Here is a 24,486-nt window from a genome sequence, read left to right on the forward strand (position 1 = left end):
CAACATACTAGCAAATTTTATAGATTAGCCCATTCTTTACAAAGTAACAACCCAATGATATGATAAAGTTGTTGCTTTTGCAATAAATTGGGGGGTTTTAATTTGATTAAGGGATATTATGTAATTTTATATACATTAAGAGATCAATTCATAGATATGGAGGTAACTGTTAATGAATAGTATAAATTCCTTTATAAATTTCGTAATAAGTAGACAAGCTGAAATATTCAATTTATTTATACAACATATTCAACTGACTATATTTGCAATATTGATGGCTGTGTTAATAGCAGTGCCTCTTGGAATACTTATAGTTAGGTATAGAAACCTCTCGGGTCCTGTCATTGGTTTTACAAATTTAGTTCAATCAATACCAAGTCTCGCATTGCTCGGGTTTTTAATACCTATAATTGGTATCGGCAGCAAGCCAGCAATTATTATGGTAGTTATGTATTCTCTTCTACCAATTCTAAAAAATACATTTACAGGACTAACTAACATAAATCCTTCACTTATCGAAGCAGCTGACGGTATGGGACTTACCAATACTCAGGTACTACTCAAGGTTCGTTTTCCACTAGCTATGCCGATTATTATGTCGGGTATTAGAATATCTTCAGTTACAGCAGTAGGACTTATGACAATAGCCGCTTTTGTAGGAGCTGGCGGTTTAGGCTCCTTAGTCTTTACAGGCGTTTCAACTGTTAACAATAATATGATCCTAGCGGGGGCCCTTCCTGCTTGTTTTCTTGCTATTTTTCTAGACTTTATTATAGGCAAGGTAGAAACTATAGCAATTCCGGAAGGAATAAAGATTTCTCAAGGCACAAAAACACTAAAAACTAATACTATCTTTGACAGCAAAAGATTTAAAATCGGAACTTCGGCATTAGTTCTTATAATCATTTTATCCTCAGTATTTACAAGTTTCTTTACAAGTAAGGATACAATAGTTGTAGGTTCTAAAAACTATAGCGAACAATTAATACTTGGAAATATGGTAGCCTCTTTAATAGAAAGTAATACAGACTATAAAGTTGAAAGAAAAATGAATTTAGGTGGGTCCATTGTAACGCTTAATGCTATAAAATCAGGTGCTATAGACATCTATGTAGAATACACAGGTGTGGCCCTCGTAAATATAATGAAAAAAGATTCTATAAGCGATCCTGACAAAGTTTACAACATAGTTAAAGATGGTTTTAAAAAGGATTACAATGTAGAATGGTTAAAACCATTAGGTTTCAATAATACATATGAGTTAGCGCTAAAGCAAGATCTTGCTAAAAAATATAATTTAAATACTATTTCAGATTTAGCAAAAGTTAGCAAAGATTTTGATTTAGGATGCACCATGGAATTTGCAAGCAGAATGGATGGTTATCTTGGATTACAAAAACTATACAATTTAGAGTTTAAAAATGTAAAAGGTATAGATGGCGGACTTCGCTATACAGCACTTCAAAATAATGAAACTCAAGTTACAGATGCATTTACTACTGATGGTTTGCTTCAAAGATTCGATCTAAAACTTTTAAAAGACGATAAAAAATTATTTCCACCTTATTATGCAGTTCCTATAGTACGGGAAGAAATACTAAAAAAATATCCTGAAATAAGACCTGTACTACTATCCTTAGAGGGTAAAGTTACCGCTAAAGATATGCAAAAACTAAATTATAGAGTAGACAACGGTGAGGACCCTAGAACAGTTGCAGAAGACTTTTTAAAATCTAAAAAATTAATGGATTAAATTAAATAGGAGGCTATATTTTGATTGAATTTAAAAACGTAAATAAAATTATAAATGGAAAACATATTTTAAAGGATGTAAATATTACTATACAAAACGAAGAATTAGTTGTTTTTATTGGACCTAGTGGTTGTGGAAAAACTACCACACTTAAAATGATTAATAAATTACTAATCCCATCAACAGGTGAAATTTTTTTAGATGGAGATAAAATACAAGATAAAAACACTATAAAACTTAGGCGTAATATGGGTTACGTTATACAGCAAGCGGGTCTTCTTCCTCACTTAACTATAGGTGACAATATTGGTTTAATACCATCCATAGAAAAAATTCCAAAGGATGAAATAAAGGAAAAAGTAATTGAGCTTTTAAATTTAGTAGGGCTAGATCCTGATGAATTTATGGATAAATACCCTAATCAGTTAAGTGGAGGTCAGCAACAAAGAGTTGGCGTTGCAAGGGCATTTGTAATGAATCCTGAGGTAATCTTAATGGATGAACCTTTTAGTGCACTAGACCCTATAACAAAAACGCAACTTCAAGATGAGGTATTTAATATACAACAAAATTTCAAGAAAACCATAATATTTGTAACTCATGATATGGATGAAGCATTAAAACTGGGAGATAAAATTTGTATTATGGATGCTGGCAGCGTTGTTCAATTTGATACTCCAGAAGAAATATTAAAAAATCCTATCAATGACTTTGTACGCGACTTTGTAGGTAAAAAAAGAATATGGAATCAACCTGAATTAATTAAGGCAAAAGATATTATGATAGAAAAACCTATAAAATCAGTTGCAGAGCGAACAATACTCCAAGCAATTGAAATAATGAAGTCTGCTAATGTAGATAGTTTACTTATTGTAGATAAATCCAACATTTTATGTGGACTTGTTACCTTAAAGCATATTAGATCAACTCTAAGAGCGAATCCAGATAAAACTATAAAGATTAAAGAAATAATGCAAAAGGAACTTATAACAGTAAATCAAGAAGATTCTATAATAGATATATTAGAAGTTATAAAAAAAGAAGATATAAATTTTGTTCCTGTAGTAGATGATAACAATAAACTATCGGGACTTCTTACCAAAAGCAGCCTTTTATCTATATTAAGTAATCAATTTATAGACATGGAGGTAGATGTAGATGAATAGTATTAATTCTTTTATGAATTTCGTAATAGATAGAAAATCTGAAATAATAGACTTATTTATTCAACATATACAATTAACTATATTTTCAATTTTGGTGGCAGTTTTAATAGCAGTGCCTCTTGGAATACTTATAGTTAGGTATAGAAAACTAACAGGTCCTATCATTGGGGTTACAAACGTAATTCAATCTATTCCCAGTCTGGCACTTCTTGGATTTTTGATACCTATACTTGGTATTGGAAGCAAACCAGCTATTATTATGGCGGTTATGTATTCGCTTCTACCAATTGTAAAGAACACATTTACAGGGCTCACTAACATAAACCCTGCACTTATTGAAGCAGCTGATGGTATGGGACTTACCAATACTCAGGTACTACTCAAAGTTCGTTTCCCACTAGCTATGCCGGTTATTATGTCAGGTATTAGAATATCTTCAGTTACAGCTGTAGGACTTATGACCATAGCCGCTTTTATAGGCGCTGGCGGTTTAGGATCCTTAGTCTTCACAGGCGTTTCAACTGTTAACAATAATATGATCCTTGCCGGAGCTATTCCTGCTTGTTTTCTTGCCCTTTTTCTAGACTTCATTATAGGCAAGGTAGAAAACATAGTAATTCCAGAAGGAATAAAAGATACTCATAAACCCCCAACTCGAACTACTAGATTCTTTAAAAACAAAAAAACTCAACTTTGGGCTTCTGTCTTAGTTGTTATAATCATTGTATCAACAGTCGCTTCAAGTTTTGTTAAAAGTAAAGACACAATAGTTGTAGGCTCTAAAAACTTTAGTGAACAATTAATACTTGGAAATATGGTAGCTTCTTTAATAGAGGCTAAGACAGACATTAAAGTTACACGAAAATTAAACTTAGGTGGAACTAATGTAGTATTTAGTGCTATGAAATCAAAAGATGTAGATGTATATGTAGAATATACTGGAACAGGTCTTGTAAATATTCTAAAAAAACCTACCATGAGTGATCCAAATAAAGTTTATGATGTGATGAAAAATGATTTCTCGAAAAATTATGATATAGATGTAATGAAACCTTTAGGATTTAATAACACTTATGTAATCGCAGTAAAAAATGATTTTGCTAAAAAAAATAATTTAACTACTATTTCTGATTTATCAAAGATAAGTTCTAAATATAATGCTGGTTTTACTATGGAATTTGCAGCTAGACAAGATGGTTACCTTGGAGTTAAAAATTTATATAATCTAAATTTCAAAAGTTTAAAAAGTATAGATGGTGGACTTCGCTATACCGCACTTGAAAAAGGCGAAACACAGGTTTTAGATGCATTTGCTACAGATGGATTACTTGAAAAATTTCATCTTAAACTTTTAAAAGATGATAAGGGTTTTTTCCCACCTTACTATGCAGTTCCAGTAATAAGAGCAGAAACACTTAAAAAGCATCCTGGATTAAAGGATGTATTACTCCTTCTCGAAGGTAAAATTACAGATGAAGATATGCGAACTCTTAATTATAGAGTAGATAATGAAGAACAACCTAGAAAAGTTGCAGAAGACTTTTTAAGGTCCAAAAAATTGATAGAATAAAAAAATAAGAGTGCAGGACCTATGAAGTTTCTCCTGCGTGACGTGAAATAAGAGTTTGAAACGTGAAAGTTGATAAAAAAATTCTATTGTTTTTCAAATATAAAATTTTCTACCACTCACATTCGGCTTACAGCCGGTTCGCTAGCCTTCCTTACAGTCAGGCTCACGGGAATTTTATATTTGCAAAACAAGAATTTCTAAATCAACTTTCAATGTTTCTGCACTTCTTATTTCATGTCACTCCCGGAGAAACGTCATACTATTATGCAAGCTGTTTCCTATAAAATAAAAAAAACGTGATATATTTTATATAATACATCACGTTTTTTTATATCAGTATGAATATCTTTGAAACCTTCTAAATCGAAATCACTCAAATACCACTTAACGGCGTCAATTGTGATGCTTTGTAGTGAAATTCTTGGGGAAAATAATCAGTGATATTAACTTTCGAGTTAATATAGAAGGCTATTTAGCACGCAAGAACCCCATTCCTTTAGGTATGGGAGTTTCGGACATCAACAGGCTACCGCCTTAAAAAAATTCATGTGCTACACTTCTGCTATATAATAAAAAAAAGGTTGATATATTATTAAAATATATCGGCCTTTTTTTTGTTTACCATCCATCTTTAATACTTCTTAGTGTAACCACATAATAGGATGAATTTTCTCCGGAAGTGGCTCCAAATAAGAAGAGCAGAAACATTGAAATTCTATTTAGAAATTCTTGTTTTGTGAATATAAAATTCTCGTAAGACTGCCAGGACGGCAGTCTAGCGAACCCGAGACAGGAAGTCGAGTGTGAGTGCTAGAGAATTTTATATTCACAAAATATTAGAATTTGTTAATTGAATTTCACGTTTTAATCTCTTATTTGGAGTCACGCAGGAGAAAGTGCATCCCTTTTATCACCTCATATCTTTTGCTTTTCCTATTGTGCCACCAAGTCCATCCCATAGGTAATTATGTTCGTCTACACCACTTTTAAAATTATTATCTTTCCACCTTTCAAGAAATTGTAACAAAGTCGCCTTATCAGGATATTTACTTTTTGTAACTTTCGCAATTAGTTTGTTGCACTTGTCGGGGGTTATTTCTATCTCTCCCCATATTTTACCATCTGCTGCTACAATTTTAGTGTTTATCATTTTATGCATAGTACTATAAAGTGATAACTCATCATCACTTATTTTTTCTACGGTATCATTTGCTTTTATTTCAACCGCCTTATTAACTAACTCTTTATTTAACTGGACTGCCTGTACCGTTTTGGGACTTTCCGTTTCAGTTAATTTATGTTGTGTAATATAGTAACTTCCTGCCCCTATTATTGCAACCACCAATGCAATGCTACTTACCACAAGCCATCTACCATGTAAGGGAAAGATTTTGCCGCTTATGGCATGAAATTTGTCACTTACTTTATTCTGTTTCATACGATTTTACCCCCTTATATTTACAGGCTGTTTATAGCTAGCCTGAAGCTATTACATTTCTCAGTTTTTATGAATACGATTTCATATTACTTATTTTCTCTATACCTTATTTATCTCCTTCGGGCTACTTATCTCCTTCGGGCTACTTATCTCCTTCGGAGCTACTCACATTATTACAATCATAAAATAACATCCCCTGTAATATTTTAGTATGTTAGACATTTATAACTATACCACATTTGTAATATTATTCCAATGTTTATTTTAAAAAAAGTAACATATTGTATTACTGTATAAAATTACATAAAATACCGGTAAAAATTGCATAATTGCATGATTATATATGGCAATATATTGTATTATATGCTAATATGTAATAATAAGTATATTTGTTTTCGTAATTTACTCAATTTATGATTGTAGAATCTATATTGGGTGTGTTAAAAAAATTGGGGGAATTATGATGGAAACCACTTTTAGTAGCATAATAATAGAACCACTTTTATATTCGTGCGATAATATTATAACAGGGGTTAATAAAGATTTTCTTGATTTAACAGAGTATGCGTTAGATGAATTGTTAAATAGATCGCTCATAGAAATAGGAGAAATGCTAAAAATCAACTCACAAATACTTCTTGATACTATAGATAGTAACTATACATGCTATATATTCACAAAATCCAGTCAATCAATAGAAGTTAATATATCACTTTCCCATGTTAAAGGGACGAATGAAAAAATATATACTTTTATTGAGACCCCAAATTCCAGACTTAATGACAAGCTCATGTTTGTTGAGCAATCATTTATAGATAACATATCGGGTGTAGCTATTTACAGTGTACCCGATTTAATATTACTTAAAGCGAATCAAAAATACCTTAATTTTACGGATTCTCCTTTTAATAAAGGAGAAAATAGTATAGGTAGTCCTATTAGAGAAATTATACCTGGATTTTCGGGAAGCCAAATTGAAGTTATTTATAATACTGTCCTATGGTCACAAAAGGCAAACTATATAAAAGATTTCAAATTTGATAGCTTTACTAGAGGTATAACTTATTGGGATTCTACCCTAACACCTATATTTGAAAACAATAAGATGAAGTACCTATTTCAGACTGCTACTCAGGTTATGCAAAATACTATTAAAAATCAAATTGTAAAGAGGAGAACCAAGCTAATTGAGAATCGAACTGAATTGGCCTCCGTGCGATGCCGATTTGAAATGCTAAGCAGAGTGATAGACACTTTTGATTTACCTGTTATTAGATTATCATGTCCCGATTTAAACATTATTGATATAAATAAAAAAGCATTTGATTACATTAAATTGCTAAAGCCTGATTTTAAATCAATTAACCTTATACGAAATAATAATGCTGAAATTTTACTAGGACCACTCAAAACAACTGAATATTACAAATGTATTGATGAAGTCTTAAAAGAAAAGAAAACTAAGTATTTGAATAAAAAGAAACATTTGATAAATGGGGACGAGGTATATTGGAATCTTATATTTGAACCAGTGTTTAAATTAAACGGAGAAATCGAGGAAATATTAGTTTTAATAATTGATGTTACCCCTGAAATAAAGTCCAATATAGTGATGGAAAGAGCATTAAAATTGCAGGGAGAATTTCTTGTTAACGTATCCCATGAGCTTAAAACTCCACTAAATGTTATATTTGCAACAACTCAGTTATTAAATATGTATTGCACTAATGGATCCCTGGACCAAAAGAAGGATTCAATTATTAAATATATAGCCTCAATTAAGCAAAATTCCTATAAATTATCTAAAATGATTAATAACATAGTTGATTTATCGAAAATTGAAGCAGGGTTCTTTAAATTAAACCTATCAAATAATAATATAGTCCAATTTGTAGAGGAAATAGCTATGTCTGTAACAAACTTTACTGACAGCAAAGGATTAAAAATCATTTTTGATACAGATACAGAAGAAAAAATTATTGCCTGTGACCCAGAAAAGGTAGAAAGAGTAGTATTAAATCTTATATCAAATGCGATAAAATTTTCAGATGAAGGCGATGACATATTTATAAACGTTAATGATAAGAATGAATTTGTTGAAATATCAGTCAAGGATACTGGGGTTGGCATTGAAGACAAGTACTTGGATATGATATTTGATAGATTTAATCAAGTAGATAACTCACTATCAAGAAATGCAGAAGGTACAGGTATTGGTTTGAGTTTAGTTAAGTCAATTGTAGAATTACATGGCGGTAGTATATCTGTTGAAAGTGAATTCGGCAGTGGAAGTACGTTTACAGTTAAACTTCCGTCTAAAAAGGTACTTAATGAAGATACGCTATATAATAGCAAAATGAGAAGTAGAAATGAAACCGTGCAAGTTGAGCTTTCAGATGCTTATTCGTAATCTCCATATTCAAAAATAAAAAATAATACTGCAAATATAATCCCATCTTTAATAATATAATTATAGTGACTGATAAAAAGGATGGGAATTATGATAAAAACAAAAAAATGTGCAAATAATAAAACAAGCATAGGATTACTTGTTTTATTATTTATATTATTTGAAATTATTTTCACAGCAATTACAGGTCCATTTTTAATTTATTATGGTCCGTTCAAAAAGGTAAAGACTACAGTTGTAGGTGCAGCTATGACTACTACTTCATTGCAATGGCTAGCAACATCATTTTTATCTGATGAAAAAATAAAACAAATTATGAGTCAACAAAAGGTAGACCATATAGTTCAAGATAATGTAAATTCTGACATAAAAATAGAGGCTAAAAATGACACTAGTATTGAACGATATGTTATACGCGCAAAAAGATTTAAAGGGTCTATACTAGTAATTAATGACCCCACTAGGCTAAAAGTAGGTTACAGCCGTAAGCTCGGGCATGAAGGCGAAGTTACCAGTGAAATTGCAAAAAATAATAGTGCCATTACTGCGATTAATGGTGGTGGTTTTTCAGATGGTGTTCCTGGATCACTTTGGACAGGAACTGGAGCAAATCCAGAGGGTATTATAATGACTGGTGGAAAAATCGTTTATAATGATATAACAAATGAAAATGAGAAAGGAAATGTTGTAGGATTAACTAAATCAGGAAAGTTATTAGTTGGTCCTCATTCTATTAAAGATATGAAAAAGATTGGAGTAACTGAAGCAGTATCTTTTGGCCCCGCCATCATAGTTAACGGAAAGAAAACTATAAATAGTGGCGATGGAGGCTGGGGCATTGCGCCTAGAACGGCCATTGCACAAAGAAAAGATGGTGCAATAATATTAATAGTTATTGATGGTAGGCAGCTAAATAGCTTAGGAGCTACTTTAAGAGAAGTACAAGACGAACTGTATAAATTTGGAGCTTATAATGCTGCTAACTTAGATGGAGGTTCTTCCTCTACCTTATATTATAATGATGAAGTCATAAACACTCCCTGCGACAGCTTGGGCGAAAGATCCGTACCTTCAATTATATATGTAAAAAGAAAAACAATAATGCACACGAAATTATACCAACATATAGAAAAGTAGTAGTCTTCCATATGTTAACAAAACAAAAACTGCTGAAATAAATATATTTCAGCAGTTTTTTTCCCCTTACTTTGCCAAGGGTTTGGACTTCTATTATGTTACCTTCAATATAGTTTTCCTACCTTTGTCTGTAATTTTCCACATATTTATATTCACATTTGAGCTACTACAACAGCTCGGTTTTTTAGAACTGCTCCCACAATTACATCCGCCTGAGCAAGTCTCCATATCTTCCTTTTCAATATACCCGAGCCTCTGAAGTTGTACTAGCATTTGCTCAACCATACCCTCATCTATTCCTAATTCCTTGGCCATTATATTATTAGAATACCTTCCGCCTTGAACTAATCTTGCAAGTACTTTCATTAACATAATACACCCTCCCTTTTATTTCAAATTTTCTTTTACATTCTGATATTAATATTCATTCTCATGCAAAGGTTAATCTCTGCTCTTTTTATTCAAAATACTACTTAAAGCCTAGAAGACTTCCTATTTGGTATACTAAAACTGCTCCTATCCAACCAATTACGCAAGTATATATTACTGCCATAATTGCCCATTTTCTAGAGTTTGTTTCTCTTCTTATTGCACCTATTGTAGCTGCACAAGGACAATACAATAAAGTCATTACCATAAACGCTAGAGATGTAAGAGGCGTAAATGCCTGTTGAATAGCCGCGGTTAATGATGCATCATTTGATGCTGCATAAACCGTTCCCAAAGTACTAACCACTGCTTCTTTAGCAGCAAGACCTGTTATAAGTGCCACTCCAGCCTGCCAAGTTCCAAAACCTGCCAGTTTAAATATTGGTGCAATAACCGCCCCTACTGATCCAATTAAACTCTCTCTAGTTCCTGGCTCAATTCCCATTGGTAAGTTTGAGAGTACCCAAACAATTATAACTAACCCTAATATAATTGTACTCATCTTTTTTAGAAAATGAGAGGATTTTTCCCACATATGAATAAATACACTTTTAGCTGTAGGTATACGATAAGGTGGAAGTTCCATTACAAAATAAGATTCTTCTCCTTTAAATACTTTCGCGCTTAAAAATTTACCCATTAATATTGCAACTGCAATCCCTAGCAAGTAAAGACCGAATACAATAATTCCACCTGCATCAAAAATCCAAACTTTTCTACCTGCAAAGAAAGCACCAGCAAACAATGCATAAACTGGAAGTCTTGCACTACAAGATACAAACGGATTTATAAGTATAGCCACCATTCTATCTTTTCTACTATCTAATGTTCTTGTAGACATTATCCCTGCCACATTACAACCACTAGAAATTATAAGAGATACCGCTGTTTTACCATGAAGCCCTATTGAATTCATAAACTTATCCATTATATAAGCTGCCCTTGCCATGTATCCACTATCTTCAAGAATAGCTATAAGAAAATACATAGTGAAAATCATAGGTGTAAATACAAATACTGCCCCAAGTCCTCCTATTATTCCATCAGTTATAAATGATTGTAACAGTGCAGGCGTTCCCATACTAGTCAAAATGCCACCTACAAAATCTCCTAGAGCACTAAATCCACTATCTACTAGTCCTCCTAAAAATTCATTTCCAAAGGTCATTGATAGCTGATACATAAGAAACATTACTAATGCAAATATTGGTATTCCAAACCACCTGTGAGTAGTCCATTTGTCTATTTTATCAGAAGTACTTTCTACATTTGATACTTCTTTTTTAACACTATTTTGTACTATTTTACTTATAAATTCGTATCTTTTATCTATTATAAAAGCATCTGGTTCATAACCTATTTTCCCGGTTAATTTTTCTACACTTTTTTCTAATGTAGCATTTATCTTTTCAAATTTTTCATTCTCATTTGTATATTTCTTTATATATTCATCGCCTTCTAAAAGCTTAAGTGATGTCCATTGTACTGGGTATTCTAAAGTAGCTGAAGTTTCTAAAAAAGTTTCTGTAAGCAACTTAATTTCTTTATCTATGTCACTACCATAATCAATTTTAAATGCATCGCATTCTAATGAATCGCCTATTTTTATTGCTTCGCGTATAAGTTCTTTTATACCCTCGCTCTTAGTCGCAATAGTCGCAACAACAGGTATATTTAATGCTTTTGATACCTTATTAACGTTTATTTCTATGTTTTTGTTTCTTGCTTCATCCATCATATTAAGTGCTAAAACCATCTTTGGACCAGTTTCTAAAATTTGCATAGTTAAATATAAATTTCTTTCAATATTACTTGAGTCAATCACATTAATCACTACGTCTGGCTTACTTTTCAGTATAAAGTCGCGGGCTATTATTTCATCATCTGAGTATGCTCCAAGACTATAAGTTCCTGGTAAATCCACCACAATTATGTTTCTGCCTTCAAACTTAAATTTACCTTCTTTTTTTTCAACTGTAACTCCTGGCCAGTTACCGACATGTTGCTTTGAACCAGTTAATGAATTAAACAAACTAGTTTTCCCACAATTAGGATTACCAGCTAAAGCTATTACTAAATCTTTACTCATATTGCTCCCCCATAATTTCGCATTATTTTAAACTTCTCGGACCATAACCTTTTGTGCCATAGCTCGCCCCAGAACTAATCGAGTTTCTCCGACTTTCACAATTAAAGGACCATTATCATTTTTCATAATTTTTACTATAGCACCCTTGCTCATGCCCATCTCCATGATTTTCTTGCACATACTCTCGCCGCCTTGTACACTATTAATCTCTGCAAACTTTCCTATTCCAATAAAATTTAGTGGCATATTCATCATTCCCACCTCCATATTATTTTTCACACTTAAATGTCATTAAATCAATTTCACCATAATATCTCTTGCTTCGCTTTTTCTAAGGCTTAAAGAATACCCTCTAACCTGAAGCTCTATAGGATCACCCATAGGTGCTTTTCCTATTACAACAATTTCTGTACCTTTAACTATTCCCATATCCATTATTCTTCTTCTAACTTTACTTGCTAACGATATATCTACTACTTTAACCCTAGTTTTCAATTCTATTTCTACTAATGATATTTGATTTGTCATAAAATCACTCCTCTTAAACTTTATTGACGATATTGAAATTCATTATCAACTGCTATATAAAAAAATATATTTAATTTCTATGTAATACTCGTAATCATTTGATTTCCATTATCATCATACCGTAATATAGCATATTTGTAAACAACTATATTATATTTTTTGCTAGAATTAATCCATTAATCTAATTTAGCTCGTCTACTATTTTTATATATTATTAATCTTAAATTTGTATATATACCAGTTATCATTGTATAAATAACTATGTTTTCAAGGTTTATATAATCAAAAATCGAGTAGGAGCTAAATAATTAATTTATTTAGCGACCTCTCACACCACCGTGCATACCGTTCGGTACACGGCGGTTCAATAGAAATTAATGTTTTAATAAATATGTCTCAGATATAGAAACTAATCCTATATTTTTAAGGTATTTATTGGTCAATGTTTTGTTTAATATAGGGCTATTGGATGTTCTCCAATAGCCTTTCCTTGTATTTGCATATTGCAAAGCTTTATTGTTTGGTATTCCTAATTTAACAAGGTTCCCATATTTTGTTTTAATCTTTTTCCATTGTTTCCAAAAACACATTCTAATTCTTCGCCTTAACCATTCATCAAGTGTTTTAAGAATACTTTTAATGTCTGCAATAGCAAAATAATTTATCCATCCAACTATCACTTGCTTAAGTTTCATAAACCTATATTTCATGCTCATCGCATTACTTCTTGAAGTTAATTCTTTTAGCTTTGCTTTGAATTTGATTATAGGTTTTTGAGGAACTCTCATTCTGTATTCACCTTTTGCTCGGTAAAATGAAAATCCTAAAAATTTAAGTTTCCAAGGTCTATCTACTGTACTCTTTTCTTTATTCACTCTAAGCTTTAACTTTTCCTCAATAAATCTCGTAATACTCTTCATTACTCTATTTGCTGATTTCTCACTTTTGACGTATATATTCGCATCATCAGCATATCTACAAAAGTTTAGTCCTCGTTTTGTTAGTTCTACATCGAGTTCATGTAACATTACGTTACTTAATAATGGGGACAAAGGCCCGCCTTGAGGTGCTCCTTCTTCTGTATTCATAAATACCCCATTTATCATCACTCCACTTTGTAGATACTTTCGTATCAGAGAAATTACTCTACTATCTTTAATATCTTCCGATAGTATCCTTATTAATTTATCATGATTTATCGTATCAAAGTATTTAGAAAGGTCTATATTCACCGTCCATGTATGTCCAGCATTAATATATCCCCTACATTTTTCAACAGCTTGTTTTCCACTTCTTAAAGGTCTAAAACCGTAACTATTATCAGAAAATTTCTTTTCATATACTGGTATTAGAGTTTGTGATATCGCTTGCTGAATAACTCTATCTAATACAGTAGGTATTCCAAGTAGCCTAATTCCACCGTCAGGTTTTGGTATTTCTACCCTTCTTACGGCTAGAGGTCTATATCTACTTTCTAATAATGATTGCCTTAATTCTTGTCCATGCTCTTTTAGATAATGTAGAAGTTCATCTACTGTCAAACCATCAATCCCATGACTTCCTTTATTGGCTTTTACTCTTTTATATGCTTTATTCATATTATCTCTCGATAATATCTGCTCGAGTAAACCATTATCATATTCATTCACATCGTTTCTTCCTTCTTCTGACATAGAGGAAATACTATGCACTTCTACATTACCTTCGAGTTCCACTCTATTCTCTCGTAGAGAGCCTTCTTTATGAAGTTGTCTGCTTTTATCATATTTTCTCGTATCCTTCAAAATTCCAAAACCTCCTATTGTTCAGTCCTTCCCACGCTAACGCGTTTTGCATGGTACTATGACGTCTGCTGACTTCTGATAGTTCAGCCATACATCACTGTATGGGTTGTTATTTCTAAATTCATATCCACAACTTACCTATCAGATCTCCCCGGGTAAGAACGCAATCTTTCACTCCATCTATCTGCTACATTTACACCACTTGTTTCGAATAGTTTTGGGCTTCGTTTTGTATTGCAAACTTACCCACAAGCATATGCCTTATATGTAGTTTCTGTTCGTCAGACCGGAGTTTGGCCGCCAACTTCCTTCAGATTCCATCTCACGATGGACACCCTTGTCTTAAGCTATGCACTTGGCACTATTAACCCGTGCTAGGGACTTTCACCCATTAGATTGCGCCCATGCCGGGCGCACAATAAATAAGCCCTCTAATTTAATAGAGGGCTTATTTATTATATTTTTAATTTTGCTATTCTATTGTTAAGTCAGTACTTTCTAGAATTATATCGATAGATATACCTTTGCATAAAACTTTCTAATTCATCATTTTCTTTTTTATTTCTATTATTTTTTCTACTGAAAGCTCAGAACCTTTAGCAACTTGTTCAACTGATAATCCCATATTCAAGAAATTTTCTGCTACCTTTATTTTGTCTTTTTCAATTCCTTCTATTACACCTTCATCCTTTGCACTACTTATCATATTAGCTCTCTCATGAAGTGATCTTTCTCTAGCTTTGTAAAGTTCCAGTGTCTTTGGATCACTGCTTAGATATTCTATTTTTTCTTCTGCCTTTCTAATATCAACATCCTTGTCCGTAAGCTCCTTTAACTCTTTTTCACTTATGTCTTCTCTAAAGAAGGATAGCCACCTTTGAATCTTATCTTCTTTTAAGTTCTTATTTCTTAATTTTCTAAATTTCTCCATCTCTATAAAGTGAATCTCCACTACGTCTGTTGTACACTATTAATAAACTAATGTCCTGAACCCTTTCCTTCACAACGAAAAAACTACCTCAATTTAAGCTTTTTTAAATTACAGTAGTTCCCTCATGGCTGCCGCCAAGCTTTTTTTCTTAATATTATTTTCTAAGTCTCTTAGCCTTTTAACCCAACTTATTCCACCATAAATTCGCATCAGATGTCCTATCTTCGCCTAACTCCGTTGCTTATTTTCATTGCATTATTTTTTTCTTTATCTCAGTTACTTTTTGTACTGTAAGCTCTGTTAATTCAACTATGTCATCAATAGAAAGTCCCTTTATTATCATCTTCTCTGCTATTTTTATTGCTGCCTCATCCTTTGCACTACTTATCATATTAGCTCTCTCATGAAGTGATCTTTCTCTAGCTTTGTAAAGTTCCAGTGTCTTTGGATCACTGCTTAGATATTCTATTTTTTCTTCTGCCTTTCTAATATCAACATCCATGTCCGTAAGCTCCTTTAACTCTTTTTCACTTATGTCTTCTCTAAAGAAGGATAGCCACCTTTGAAGCTTATCTTCTTTTAAGTTCTTATTTCTTAATTTTCTAAATTTCTCCATCTCTATAAAGTGAATCTCCACTACGTCTGTTAGCATGTAGTCTTTAACTTCATCTTCCCACAGATGAAATGTTGTGTGGAATTTATCTGGGATTTTAATGTATTCAAAATCTACTATATTTATAGTTATGACTTTGGGTAGATTCTTATAATCTTCTCCCTTTTTTATTCCTCCTGAAAACATTTCTCCCCAGTACCATAGTGTCCTTTTATCCATGTTGTGCTGATTTGTTAACTGAACTTCTATTTCAAGTTGCGTGCCATCTTTTGTTTTAGCTCTAACATCTATGATTCCTGTCTTATCTTGAATTAATTCAGGCGTTAGTTCTTTATTTTCAACTATTTCTAGTGTTACTAATTTATCTCTATCTTTTTTACTTAGAATTGCATTAAGTAATGCTATTAAATTATCTTTTGTTTCTTCCTCACCGAAGGTTTTCTTAAAGATGAAATCATTTAGAGGCTTTAATCTTTCCATATTATAATCATTCCTTCCTATATTCTTATTTTATCAGAACATTACATTTAATTCTACATTATTAATAAACTAATGTCGCTAAGCCTTTCCTTCACGACGAAAAAACTACCAAAATTTATTTTAGTAGTTTCCTCTCTCCAAGCATTACCAAGTTTTTACTCCCTTACTTAGACATTAACCTAATAGGTATGTACCCTTTTTTCATTAATTTACTTTTAGATCTTACATCTTTTCTTGCTACTGGAATTGGCTCGTAGGGTGTAACTGTAGGTATGTTTTGTTCATACACATTTAAATTATCACTGTTTTTCTTATCTGAATCTATATATAACATAATATGTCCTTTTCCACTACCATTATCTAAAAGCAAAGCATCTGCTGGTTTCAAATCATCCCAGGATATTTGGCTGACAAATTTTTTCCCTGTTTTACTAGTTCTCTTTACCTCATCATAAAGAGTAAGAGTAGTCTGCCTTTTTATTCCCCAAGCTGCACTAACTAAACCAGAACAGTCATTACCATATAGTCCTTTATTTTTATTAATTTTATTTAGAAAATCACCCGGTGATGAAACTTGATATGGGTCCATACTATATGGTACCCCCTGATATACTTTTCCTTTAATAAAAGTATAAGAGCAACTCTTATCAACCATATTACGCTTAGGTATCCATTTTACTTCAGTCATTGCCTTTGCTTTGTTAAGACTCTCAATTTTTAAATCATCAGACTTACTTTCATCTTTAACTTTAGGAATATCAGAATCGGCTTTGGCATTATAGACTATATCACTATCTTTTAAAGAAAATGGAGAGATTTTCGGTATATTACTTAGGCTTGTACTGCTTCTAACCGGATTATGTGTAGGCGTTAATATAATAAAAACAAATAGAAACAAGACTATTGCAGAAAATATATTTATTACTATTTTGGCACCTTTAAACGTCATTCTCATATTTCACCCACTTTTTAAATATATAGTATACTTAATACTATTCTATTCAATAAAAAGTGAAATATTCCAAATAAATAATAATTGTATTATTTTTATAAGTTTATGCATTTATCGTATTATTCCTATAAGTTTATACATATTATTTTAATAACATTTATTGCATAATTATACATTTTCTAAGGTGCCATAGCAATGATTTCAAGTCCCCTAGTTTCATCTATTCCAAACATTATATTCATATTTTGCACAGCTTGACCTGCGGCACCTTTTATTAAATTATCTATAGCAGATATTACAATTACTCTTTTTGTACGCTTATCTACTTTGATTCCAATATGACATAAATTTGAGTTTCTTACCCATCTTGTTTCAGGTAATCCATCAATAACCTTTACAAAATAATCTTCCTTGTAGAAATCTCTATATAAATCTATAAGCTCACCTGTAGTTACTTCTTTCAAAAGTGACCCATAACAGGTTGATAAAATTCCACGATTCATTGGTACTAAATGCGGAGTAAAACATATCATTAAATCATCGCATGCAGCCTTACTTAGCTCTTGTTCAATTTCTGGAGTATGTCTATGACTAGCAACTGCATAAGCTTTAATTGACTCATTACATTCTGTAAAAAGTGAGCTAATATTTGCAGATCTGCCCGCTCCAGATACTCCAGATTTAGCATCAATTATTATGGATTTTAGATCTATTAGATTGTTTTTCAAAAGCGGGGTTAGCGCTAATATAGTAGCTGTTGGAAAACACCCTGGATTAGCTAACAGGTTGCACTCTTTTATAGCTTCTCTGTTTGATTCAGTTAAGCCATAAACAGCACTTGCTAAAAGGCCTTCACTTTCATGTTTAACGCCATACCACTGCTCATATACTTCCTTAGATTTCAGTCTGAAATCAGCACCTAAATCTATCACTTTTACCCCAAGCGACAATGCTTTTTCAGCTATTTTAAAGGCCTTGCCCTGTGGCAACGCAATGAAGAGAACATTTATATTTGATAATTTACTTATAGCTGTTTCCATATCAACGCAAATGTCATCTATATAACTATAGAAGTTATTATAGATGTCACTATAGCCCACCTCTGCATAATTATGAGAAGAATAAAATTCTACATTAACCTCTGGATGCTTGTACAAAAGCCATGTTAATTGTTCACCGGCATAGCCAGTGGCCCCCATTATTCCAGCCTTTATCATAATAACCACCTCTTAATTAAATTTAATGTTAAAAGTGATTATACAATAACCTTATAAAAAAATCAATATTTTATTGAATACTTATTCAAATTGGTGTATAATTATTCAAAAGTTGCAAAGTTCATAAAATTTAATGGAAATTACATATTAAAGTTGGAGGCCAGAATGGATATAACCGATAATCACTTAAATATAAAAGAGTTTTTACAAATTAATAAGTATGAGGGAAAGACCTTCGTTATAAAATATGGCGGAAGTATAATGAGTAACAAAGCCGCTAAGTTAGCCTTTGTAGAAGATGTAGTGCTTATGACAAGGGTCGGTATTAAAGTGATTATAGTGCATGGTGGTGGTGCTGAAATTAATAAATGGATTGAAAAAACCGGTGGAGAGCATAAATTTATAAAAGGATTAAGAGTTACAAACAGCGTTACTATGGAAGTTGTAGAGATGGTCCTATCAGGAAATATTAACAAAAGACTATCTTCTATATTAAGTACAAGAGGACTAAATGCCATAGGTATAAGCGGTAAAGATAGTAATCTAATAGAGGCTAAAAAGAAGTTTGTTTATAAAGGTAACCAAAAGTTTGATATAGGTTACGTTGGAGAAGTTGTTAATATTAATTCGCAGTTATTACACACTTTAATTAAAAATAACTATATCCCAGTTATTTCTCCTGTAGGCATAGGAGAGGACGGACATAGTTACAATATAAATGCAGATTATGCTGCAGCCTTTATAAGTGGTGTGCTAAAAGCTGAAAAGTTATTAATAATGACAGATATAGATGGAGTATATACAGATATAAAAGACCCATCAACGCTTTTACCATCAATCACAGTAGCTGAAACTAAAGATTTTATAGATAAGGGTATTGTCTTTGGCGGTATGATTCCAAAACTGGAATGCTGCGTTACTGCTATTAATAAAGGCACTAAAAATGTTCATCTGGTAGATGGAAGAAAAAAACACAGTTTATTACTAAATGTAATCAAGAATTGTGGAACTAAAATTATAACAGCGAAGGAGTAAATAAATGATAGAAAATTGTATAATGGACACTTACGGAAGATATGATGTTACTTTTGAAAAAGGGCTTGGATGCAAGATTTATGATACAAATGGACGTGAATATATAGATTTTCTCTCAGGAGTTGCAGTAAATTGCCTTGGGCATAGCCATCCTGCTATAATAAACGCTATAACTGAGCAAAGCAGTAAACTTATTCATATATCAAATTACTTTTGGAATACTCCCCTCGCGCTCCTTGCAACAAAGTTAATAGATAACTGTGATCATAGCAAGGTATTCTTTTGTAACAGTGGTACTGAGGCTGTGGAGACTGCATTAAAGATATCAAGAAAATACGGGAAATTAACAGGTACAAAAGATAAAAATGTACTTTTATATATGGGTAATTCTTTTCATGGTAGAACTATAGGTGCTCTTTCTGTCACAGGTCAGGAGAAATATCAAGAGGATTTTAGACCTTTAATGGACGGTGTACGTAAAGTAAATTTTAATGATACTTACGATTTAAAAAAGAATTTCGACGAAAAAGTATGTGGCATAATAATAGAACCAATTCAAGGAGAAGGCGGAGTTGTTTCAGCAAACAAAGAGTTTTTAGAAGAAGTAAGAACTCTTTGTGACAAATACAATGCTCTACTAATTTTTGATGAAGTTCAATGTGGAGTGGGACGCCTCGGAAGTCTATTTGCCTATAAGAAATTCTCTGTTATCCCTGATGTAATCTGCATCGCAAAAGCTCTTGGCGGCGGATTCCCAATAGGCGCGACCATTACCAATGTAAAAGCTTCTACTGCTTTTGTACCCGGTGACCATGGAAGCACTTTCGGTGGAAATCCTCTTGGATGTGCAGTTGCTCTCGCAGTTTTAAAAGAACTCGTAGCTGGTGGAATTATAGATGAAATCGACGAGAAGAGTTTTTATTTATTGGACAGGTTATTAAATATCAAAGCAAAATATGAGATAATAGATGAAATACGCGGTATGGGTCTATTAATTGGTATAAAACTAAAAACTGACACAAAGGAGTTTTGTAAATTGTGTTTTGACAAAGGCCTTCTTGTTATTTCAGCTGGAGATAATGTAATAAGATTACTTCCTCCACTTAATATAACAAAAGCGGAACTTGATGATGCTTTAGATATCCTTGAGTTAGTAATATCTGAAATCACAATTTAATAAATTAAGATTTTTTTATATGACAAAAGATGCCACTCACTATTTGAGTGGCATCTTTATGTCATAGCTTTGAAAAAGATAACTATCTTAGGGGGATATATTATCTTTCTATATGTTTCCCCGTATGTATTTTTTTTATACTCTTTTTAATAAAAGAAATCAAATTATATATTATAATATAAACAGCAAAAACTGCTATGAATCCCCACACTCCTGCCACTATATCAGCAAATTCCATTTGGCCGCGATTGGTAAGCTTCTGCTCCAGTTCGATAGCAAAAACAATAACCAAAAGTACAGTAAATGTATATATAAAAGATAAAATAGAAATGCTATATTTCGCCATAGCCTTAAATGCCATATTAACTACAAAAGCATACCAATTATGGCTATGACGATAAAATGAAGCTGCTTATCATCAAGTTGCGTATTAAAACCCGAAGAAAAATTTTCAATTAGATCATGTAATTCATTAACTATTGAAACCATAACTTTTAACATTTCAACCATACCCAGCCTCCTAATCCTTTACTTTTATTGTTTTATCTTATATTACGAAGAAAACTACCGAAATATATTTCAGTAGTTTTCCTTGTTATCTTTTGCTAACTAATATTTAACTACTCTAAAAGAGTGGTGCTTTAGACACAGGCTTTACATTTTCGTAAATAAATCTATGAATCTGATCTGCAGTAGCCTTAAGGTCAGCCTTCAAATACCAAACTCCGCCTATTGTTTTTCCCTCACAGTAGCCATCCACTGGAAATCTCTCCTGCTCTAAAGCAGTTGTCTTAGACGCAATCACTTTTGTCCCAAGGGCCATTACATCCATACTACTCATGCTTGTCTCAGTAAGAGGTAGAAGTTTAGAAACAACAGATGGGAATTCAGTTGCCCCCAGTGACTCAATCTTTGTGAGCATACCTGTTAATACAGTTCTTTGTCTTTCAGTTCTCTTAAAATCTCCTCCAGAAGTATAACGTATTCGCGAATATGCAACAGCTTGAAGTCCATTTAAAGTCTGCGGTCCTGACCTTGTAATTCTAGTTATTGATTTTCCTTCAATTCCAGCTGTTTCATTCATATAACCATTTATTAAATCAATTTCATCTTGAGCAATATCTATAGTTACTCCATCAATACTATCTATTATCTTTTCGAGATTAAAAAAATCAACGGAAACATAATTTCTAATATTTAAATCAAAATTCTCATTAAGCGTTCTTATGGCAAGCTGTGGTCCACCGTAAGCATATGCATGGGTAATCTTTGTTTCATCATGCCCTTTTACTGCTACATATGTATCCCTCATAATAGAGGACATTTTTATTTTCTTGTTTTTTGTATCCACTGAAAGTACCATTATAGAATCCGAACGAGCTGGTTCCTTCGCAGTTCTTCTATCTAAACCGAAGAAAGCAATGTTTGTTATTCCGTTATCTTTTTCTGCTTGAGGCGATGCATCAGTCTTAATACCTAGAGCCTCATCGGTTTTCGATATTTTTACAGTGTTTATTTTACCGAGTTCATAAAAAGTGTAACCAAAAGCTCCCCCAAAAATTAACACACCAATAATAAATAAACTTAAAATAATCTTTGTTGATTTTCTCTTTTTACTCATATTTTCCCCTTCCATCATATGTTGCATAATCATTCTGAAAATACTAATTTTTTATATTTTTCTATTCTCTAATTTTTCACATATAGTACTCTGATTATTATATCCCCTTTTCTTGTCGTATGCAATATTTATCTAAATGCTATGTATAATCATTTTATCCTGCAATTAATTTGTAGTTATAAAATATCCACAACGTAATTATACTATAATATTTACTATTTTACTATATTTTGCCCATATCCGCATGATATTTTTATACTAATTACAAATTAATTTATCAAACTTTTCAGCTCAAGTTCTTTCCCTATAAATCCGCTATTTATAAACCGGAATATCAAAATATATTAGGCTATTAGGACAAAGCTCTGTTAATTTTTTTATATTAGATATTTGATTATATGCCCATTTAACATCTGTAGCATATTGGTGAGTTCCAGGACTTGCAGGATTCCATCTCATTTTATATAAAGTATTTTGATTTGTACTGGCATTATTTATATAACCCTCCGATATAAAATAAGCACCTCCATTTATAGCTTGTTCTTGAGTAAACCAACCTTGCTTATAAGCATATTCTGACCCGTACTTATTCGCATTCGAGTCATAAGCTCCAATTCCAAATAAGTTATAGGATACCCTTGGAGTAACAGCTTTCCCATCAACAGAAGTTACTAATATACCAGTTGCTAAAGCAGATGTTCCATTTCCTGTTTCCAATATAGCATGAGATATTAGGTAAATCGGATTAATATTGTTAGTTTTTGCTGAGTTTAAAAACATTTGCCCTTTGTCGCTTAATACTCCTTTTCCCTTTAAAACATTGTTTAAGTCGGTAATTGAAGCACCGTCATTATAACTTAATTTTAATAATTCATATTTTCTATATCCATCATCAATAATATTTGATGGATCAACATATTCCTTTATCATACTGGCATTTGCTGGATCCCATGTCCAAGTTGTTGTGTTGTTATAAACCGCACCAGACGCAAGCTGGATACTAACCATTTTATCTAAAGATGTATTATAGCTATGGTATTCAATCATTCCATATACATTAATACCAATGTTTTGATTGATTATCCTTCCATCATCCCCCACCATCTCCACTCTTATAGTATGATTACCGGGTGTAGTTTTTGAAGTATCTAGATTAAAGTTTAAACCTGATTTGTCTCCTCCTGTATATCCAGGGAATGCTGCATTAACATCTCCTCTTGAACTTCCATATGCTGCTTTACCCTTAAAAATATTATCTAAATATATATTTACTGCTTTTACTCCTGAGGCATTTAAAGCCCACCCAACTATATTAATATTATTTTTGATAATATCATTATTTGAAGGTGTATCAACACATAATCTTTCAGGTAATTTTTTTAAAATTAAATTTTGGTTTATGGTTAAGCTTGTACCATCTTTGCCAATTGCAATAATTTTTAAATTCGCATTTTGTGTTCCTATTGCCAGCAATTTTAATGCATTAAAAGAAAAAGAAAATCCACTATTGCCTCCATTTAAATATCCTGGATATGCAGCATTTACATCGCTTCTTTCAACACCCTCAAAGGAAGTGCCTACTAAATTATCATTTAGGTAATATTGTATTTCTTTAATTCCTGAATCATTTAATGCCCAGCCTTCAATATGTATATCTTTTTGAGTAGTTGAAAAGTTGTCAATTGGAGTATCTACATGCATCATAGGGTCTTTTTTGTTGATAATTATAGATCTATCAATTTTATCTTCACTTCCGTCCTTACCAATTGATACAACGGAAAGATTATGCGTCCCTGGTGATATAGACTTTGTATCTAAGTTATAGCTATACCCACTTTTATCTCCATTAGGATAACCTGGGAATGCAGCATTTACGTCACTCCTGTCTAATTCATAAGTTGCATTAGCAGTATATACATTGTCTATATATATTTTTATTTCTCTTATACCAGCAGCATTCAATGACCACCCTTTGATATTAAAACTTTCCCCACTAATTGATTGAGCGTCGCTAGGTGTCTCAACATATACTCTCGATGGTAAAAGGGTAGTAGCCATTACCGTATTACTTTTATTTGTATACAATACAAACAAAGTCATAGCCATAAATAATAACGTTTTTTGAATATTTCGCTTTCTCAATTTATATTTCACCC

21 protein-coding genes are annotated in these 24,486 nt (G+C 32.2%); 7 read left to right on the top strand and 14 right to left on the bottom strand.

Annotated features, from left to right (window positions below; all coding sequences use genetic code 11):
* Positions 1-172 precede the first annotated feature (172 nt).
* Genes ACWJKS_RS15950 through ACWJKS_RS15960 form a run of 3 tightly spaced genes read left to right on the top strand, consistent with a single transcriptional unit; the run spans position 173 to position 4,489 of the window.
* The gene (locus ACWJKS_RS15950) at positions 173-1,753 is read left to right on the top strand and encodes an ABC transporter permease/substrate-binding protein (protein ID WP_462959958.1); all 1,581 of its coding nucleotides are present in this window, start codon (positions 173-175) and stop codon (positions 1,751-1,753) included.
* A gap of 20 nt (positions 1,754-1,773) precedes the next feature.
* Positions 1,774-2,919, top strand: coding sequence for an ABC transporter ATP-binding protein (locus tag ACWJKS_RS15955; protein ID WP_216302597.1), 1,146 nt, complete (start codon positions 1,774-1,776; stop codon positions 2,917-2,919).
* The gene (locus tag ACWJKS_RS15960) at positions 2,912-4,489 is read left to right on the top strand and encodes an ABC transporter permease/substrate-binding protein (protein ID WP_462959959.1); all 1,578 of its coding nucleotides are present in this window, start codon (positions 2,912-2,914) and stop codon (positions 4,487-4,489) included. The genes ACWJKS_RS15955 and ACWJKS_RS15960 overlap by 8 nt, the downstream gene beginning before the upstream one ends.
* 910 nt (positions 4,490-5,399) lie before the next feature.
* Here the strand turns inward: ACWJKS_RS15960 and ACWJKS_RS15965 are convergent.
* A complete protein-coding gene (locus ACWJKS_RS15965; protein ID WP_462959960.1) occupies positions 5,400-5,927 on the bottom strand; it encodes a DUF6241 domain-containing protein in 528 nt (175 codons plus the stop codon).
* A 460-nt stretch (positions 5,928-6,387) separates the two neighbouring features.
* Here ACWJKS_RS15965 and ACWJKS_RS15970 point away from each other — a divergent pair, with 460 nt between their 5' ends.
* Together ACWJKS_RS15970 and ACWJKS_RS15975 are read left to right on the top strand one after the other, a co-directional pair.
* Positions 6,388-8,337, top strand: coding sequence for a PAS domain-containing sensor histidine kinase (locus tag ACWJKS_RS15970; protein ID WP_462959961.1), 1,950 nt, complete (start codon positions 6,388-6,390; stop codon positions 8,335-8,337).
* Positions 8,338-8,427: 90 nt separating this feature from the next.
* Positions 8,428-9,474 carry a phosphodiester glycosidase family protein gene (locus ACWJKS_RS15975; RefSeq protein ID WP_462959962.1) on the top strand — a complete coding sequence of 349 codons (1,047 nt, stop codon included), beginning with the start codon at positions 8,428-8,430 and terminating at the stop codon, positions 9,472-9,474.
* 93 nt (positions 9,475-9,567) lie between these two features.
* Here the strand turns inward: ACWJKS_RS15975 and ACWJKS_RS15980 are convergent, their stop codons facing one another.
* From ACWJKS_RS15980 to argC, 9 genes are all read right to left on the bottom strand, one after another.
* Entirely contained in the window at positions 9,568-9,846 is a 279-nt protein-coding gene (locus tag ACWJKS_RS15980; protein WP_216302593.1) for a FeoC-like transcriptional regulator, read from the bottom strand.
* Between the two features lie 97 nt (positions 9,847-9,943).
* Positions 9,944-11,992, bottom strand: coding sequence for a ferrous iron transport protein B (gene feoB / locus ACWJKS_RS15985; protein ID WP_462959963.1), 2,049 nt, complete (start codon positions 11,990-11,992; stop codon positions 9,944-9,946).
* A 27-nt stretch (positions 11,993-12,019) separates the two neighbouring features.
* The gene (locus ACWJKS_RS15990) at positions 12,020-12,247 is read right to left on the bottom strand and encodes a FeoA family protein (RefSeq protein ID WP_165412500.1); all 228 of its coding nucleotides are present in this window, start codon (positions 12,245-12,247) and stop codon (positions 12,020-12,022) included.
* 36 nt (positions 12,248-12,283) lie between these two features.
* On the bottom strand, positions 12,284-12,520 hold the full coding sequence (locus ACWJKS_RS15995; protein WP_165412499.1) for a FeoA family protein: 237 nt from the start codon (positions 12,518-12,520) through the stop codon (positions 12,284-12,286).
* Between the two features lie 374 nt (positions 12,521-12,894).
* Positions 12,895-14,304, bottom strand: a complete 1,410-nt coding sequence (gene ltrA / locus ACWJKS_RS16000) for a group II intron reverse transcriptase/maturase (RefSeq protein WP_258280593.1) — start codon at positions 14,302-14,304, stop codon at positions 12,895-12,897.
* 538 nt (positions 14,305-14,842) lie between these two features.
* On the bottom strand, positions 14,843-15,256 hold the full coding sequence (locus ACWJKS_RS16005; RefSeq protein ID WP_462959964.1) for an Rpn family recombination-promoting nuclease/putative transposase: 414 nt from the start codon (positions 15,254-15,256) through the stop codon (positions 14,843-14,845).
* A 226-nt stretch (positions 15,257-15,482) separates the two neighbouring features.
* Positions 15,483-16,328 carry an Rpn family recombination-promoting nuclease/putative transposase gene (locus ACWJKS_RS16010; protein ID WP_462959965.1) on the bottom strand — a complete coding sequence of 282 codons (846 nt, stop codon included), beginning with the start codon at positions 16,326-16,328 and terminating at the stop codon, positions 15,483-15,485.
* Positions 16,329-16,491: 163 nt separating this feature from the next.
* Positions 16,492-17,283, bottom strand: coding sequence for an NlpC/P60 family protein (locus tag ACWJKS_RS16015; RefSeq protein ID WP_462959966.1), 792 nt, complete (start codon positions 17,281-17,283; stop codon positions 16,492-16,494).
* A gap of 176 nt (positions 17,284-17,459) precedes the next feature.
* Positions 17,460-18,497: an N-acetyl-gamma-glutamyl-phosphate reductase gene (gene argC, locus ACWJKS_RS16020; protein ID WP_462959967.1), complete on the bottom strand. Its 1,038-nt coding sequence runs from the start codon at positions 18,495-18,497 to the stop codon at positions 17,460-17,462.
* Between the two features lie 165 nt (positions 18,498-18,662).
* Between argC and argB the strand changes: the two genes are divergently transcribed.
* Both argB and ACWJKS_RS16030 read left to right on the top strand, forming a co-directional pair.
* Positions 18,663-19,532, top strand: coding sequence for an acetylglutamate kinase (gene argB, locus ACWJKS_RS16025; RefSeq protein WP_462958966.1), 870 nt, complete (start codon positions 18,663-18,665; stop codon positions 19,530-19,532).
* A 4-nt stretch (positions 19,533-19,536) separates the two neighbouring features.
* Positions 19,537-20,709, top strand: coding sequence for an aspartate aminotransferase family protein (locus ACWJKS_RS16030; RefSeq protein WP_462953539.1), 1,173 nt, complete (start codon positions 19,537-19,539; stop codon positions 20,707-20,709).
* A 100-nt stretch (positions 20,710-20,809) separates the two neighbouring features.
* On the opposite strand, the gene ACWJKS_RS16035 is transcribed toward ACWJKS_RS16030, so the two are convergent.
* The 4 genes from ACWJKS_RS16035 to ACWJKS_RS16050 all read right to left on the bottom strand — a co-directional run bounded on the left by ACWJKS_RS16035 (position 20,810) and on the right by ACWJKS_RS16050 (position 24,472).
* Positions 20,810-21,070, bottom strand: a complete 261-nt coding sequence (locus ACWJKS_RS16035) for a hypothetical protein (RefSeq protein WP_462959968.1) — start codon at positions 21,068-21,070, stop codon at positions 20,810-20,812.
* A 5-nt stretch (positions 21,071-21,075) separates the two neighbouring features.
* The gene (locus tag ACWJKS_RS16040; RefSeq protein WP_462959969.1) at positions 21,076-21,219 is read right to left on the bottom strand and encodes a hypothetical protein; all 144 of its coding nucleotides are present in this window, start codon (positions 21,217-21,219) and stop codon (positions 21,076-21,078) included.
* A 115-nt stretch (positions 21,220-21,334) separates the two neighbouring features.
* Positions 21,335-22,330, bottom strand: a complete 996-nt coding sequence (locus ACWJKS_RS16045; protein ID WP_216302586.1) for an LCP family protein — start codon at positions 22,328-22,330, stop codon at positions 21,335-21,337.
* A gap of 315 nt (positions 22,331-22,645) precedes the next feature.
* Positions 22,646-24,472 (bottom strand): Ig-like domain-containing protein, encoded by a 1,827-nt coding sequence (locus ACWJKS_RS16050; protein WP_462959970.1) that lies wholly within the window; start codon positions 24,470-24,472, stop codon positions 22,646-22,648.
* Positions 24,473-24,486: the final 14 nt, after the last annotated feature.

The organism is Clostridium sp. CM038, from assembly GCF_055081105.1.

Bases quoted from the DNA above. Each gene is read 5' to 3' on its own strand.
- ACWJKS_RS15950 (WP_462959958.1), top strand. From the start codon at position 173: ATGAATAGTATAAATTCCTTTATAAATTTCGTAATAAGTAGACAAGCT.
- ACWJKS_RS15960 (WP_462959959.1), top strand. From the start codon at position 2,912: ATGAATAGTATTAATTCTTTTATGAATTTCGTAATAGATAGAAAATCT.
- ACWJKS_RS15965 (WP_462959960.1), bottom strand. From the start codon at position 5,927: ATGAAACAGAATAAAGTAAGTGACAAATTTCATGCCATAAGCGGCAAA.
- ACWJKS_RS15970 (WP_462959961.1), top strand. From the start codon at position 6,388: ATGATGGAAACCACTTTTAGTAGCATAATAATAGAACCACTTTTATAT.
- ACWJKS_RS15975 (WP_462959962.1), top strand. From the start codon at position 8,428: ATGATAAAAACAAAAAAATGTGCAAATAATAAAACAAGCATAGGATTA.
- ACWJKS_RS15980 (WP_216302593.1), bottom strand. From the start codon at position 9,846: ATGTTAATGAAAGTACTTGCAAGATTAGTTCAAGGCGGAAGGTATTCT.
- feoB (WP_462959963.1), bottom strand. From the start codon at position 11,992: ATGAGTAAAGATTTAGTAATAGCTTTAGCTGGTAATCCTAATTGTGGG.
- ACWJKS_RS15990 (WP_165412500.1), bottom strand. From the start codon at position 12,247: ATGATGAATATGCCACTAAATTTTATTGGAATAGGAAAGTTTGCAGAG.
- ACWJKS_RS15995 (WP_165412499.1), bottom strand. From the start codon at position 12,520: ATGACAAATCAAATATCATTAGTAGAAATAGAATTGAAAACTAGGGTT.
- ACWJKS_RS16010 (WP_462959965.1), bottom strand. From the start codon at position 16,328: ATGGAAAGATTAAAGCCTCTAAATGATTTCATCTTTAAGAAAACCTTC.
- ACWJKS_RS16015 (WP_462959966.1), bottom strand. From the start codon at position 17,283: ATGAGAATGACGTTTAAAGGTGCCAAAATAGTAATAAATATATTTTCT.
- argC (WP_462959967.1), bottom strand. From the start codon at position 18,497: ATGATAAAGGCTGGAATAATGGGGGCCACTGGCTATGCCGGTGAACAA.
- argB (WP_462958966.1), top strand. From the start codon at position 18,663: ATGGATATAACCGATAATCACTTAAATATAAAAGAGTTTTTACAAATT.
- ACWJKS_RS16030 (WP_462953539.1), top strand. From the start codon at position 19,537: ATGATAGAAAATTGTATAATGGACACTTACGGAAGATATGATGTTACT.
- ACWJKS_RS16035 (WP_462959968.1), bottom strand. From the start codon at position 21,070: ATGGCATTTAAGGCTATGGCGAAATATAGCATTTCTATTTTATCTTTT.
- ACWJKS_RS16040 (WP_462959969.1), bottom strand. From the start codon at position 21,219: ATGGTTGAAATGTTAAAAGTTATGGTTTCAATAGTTAATGAATTACAT.
- ACWJKS_RS16045 (WP_216302586.1), bottom strand. From the start codon at position 22,330: ATGAGTAAAAAGAGAAAATCAACAAAGATTATTTTAAGTTTATTTATT.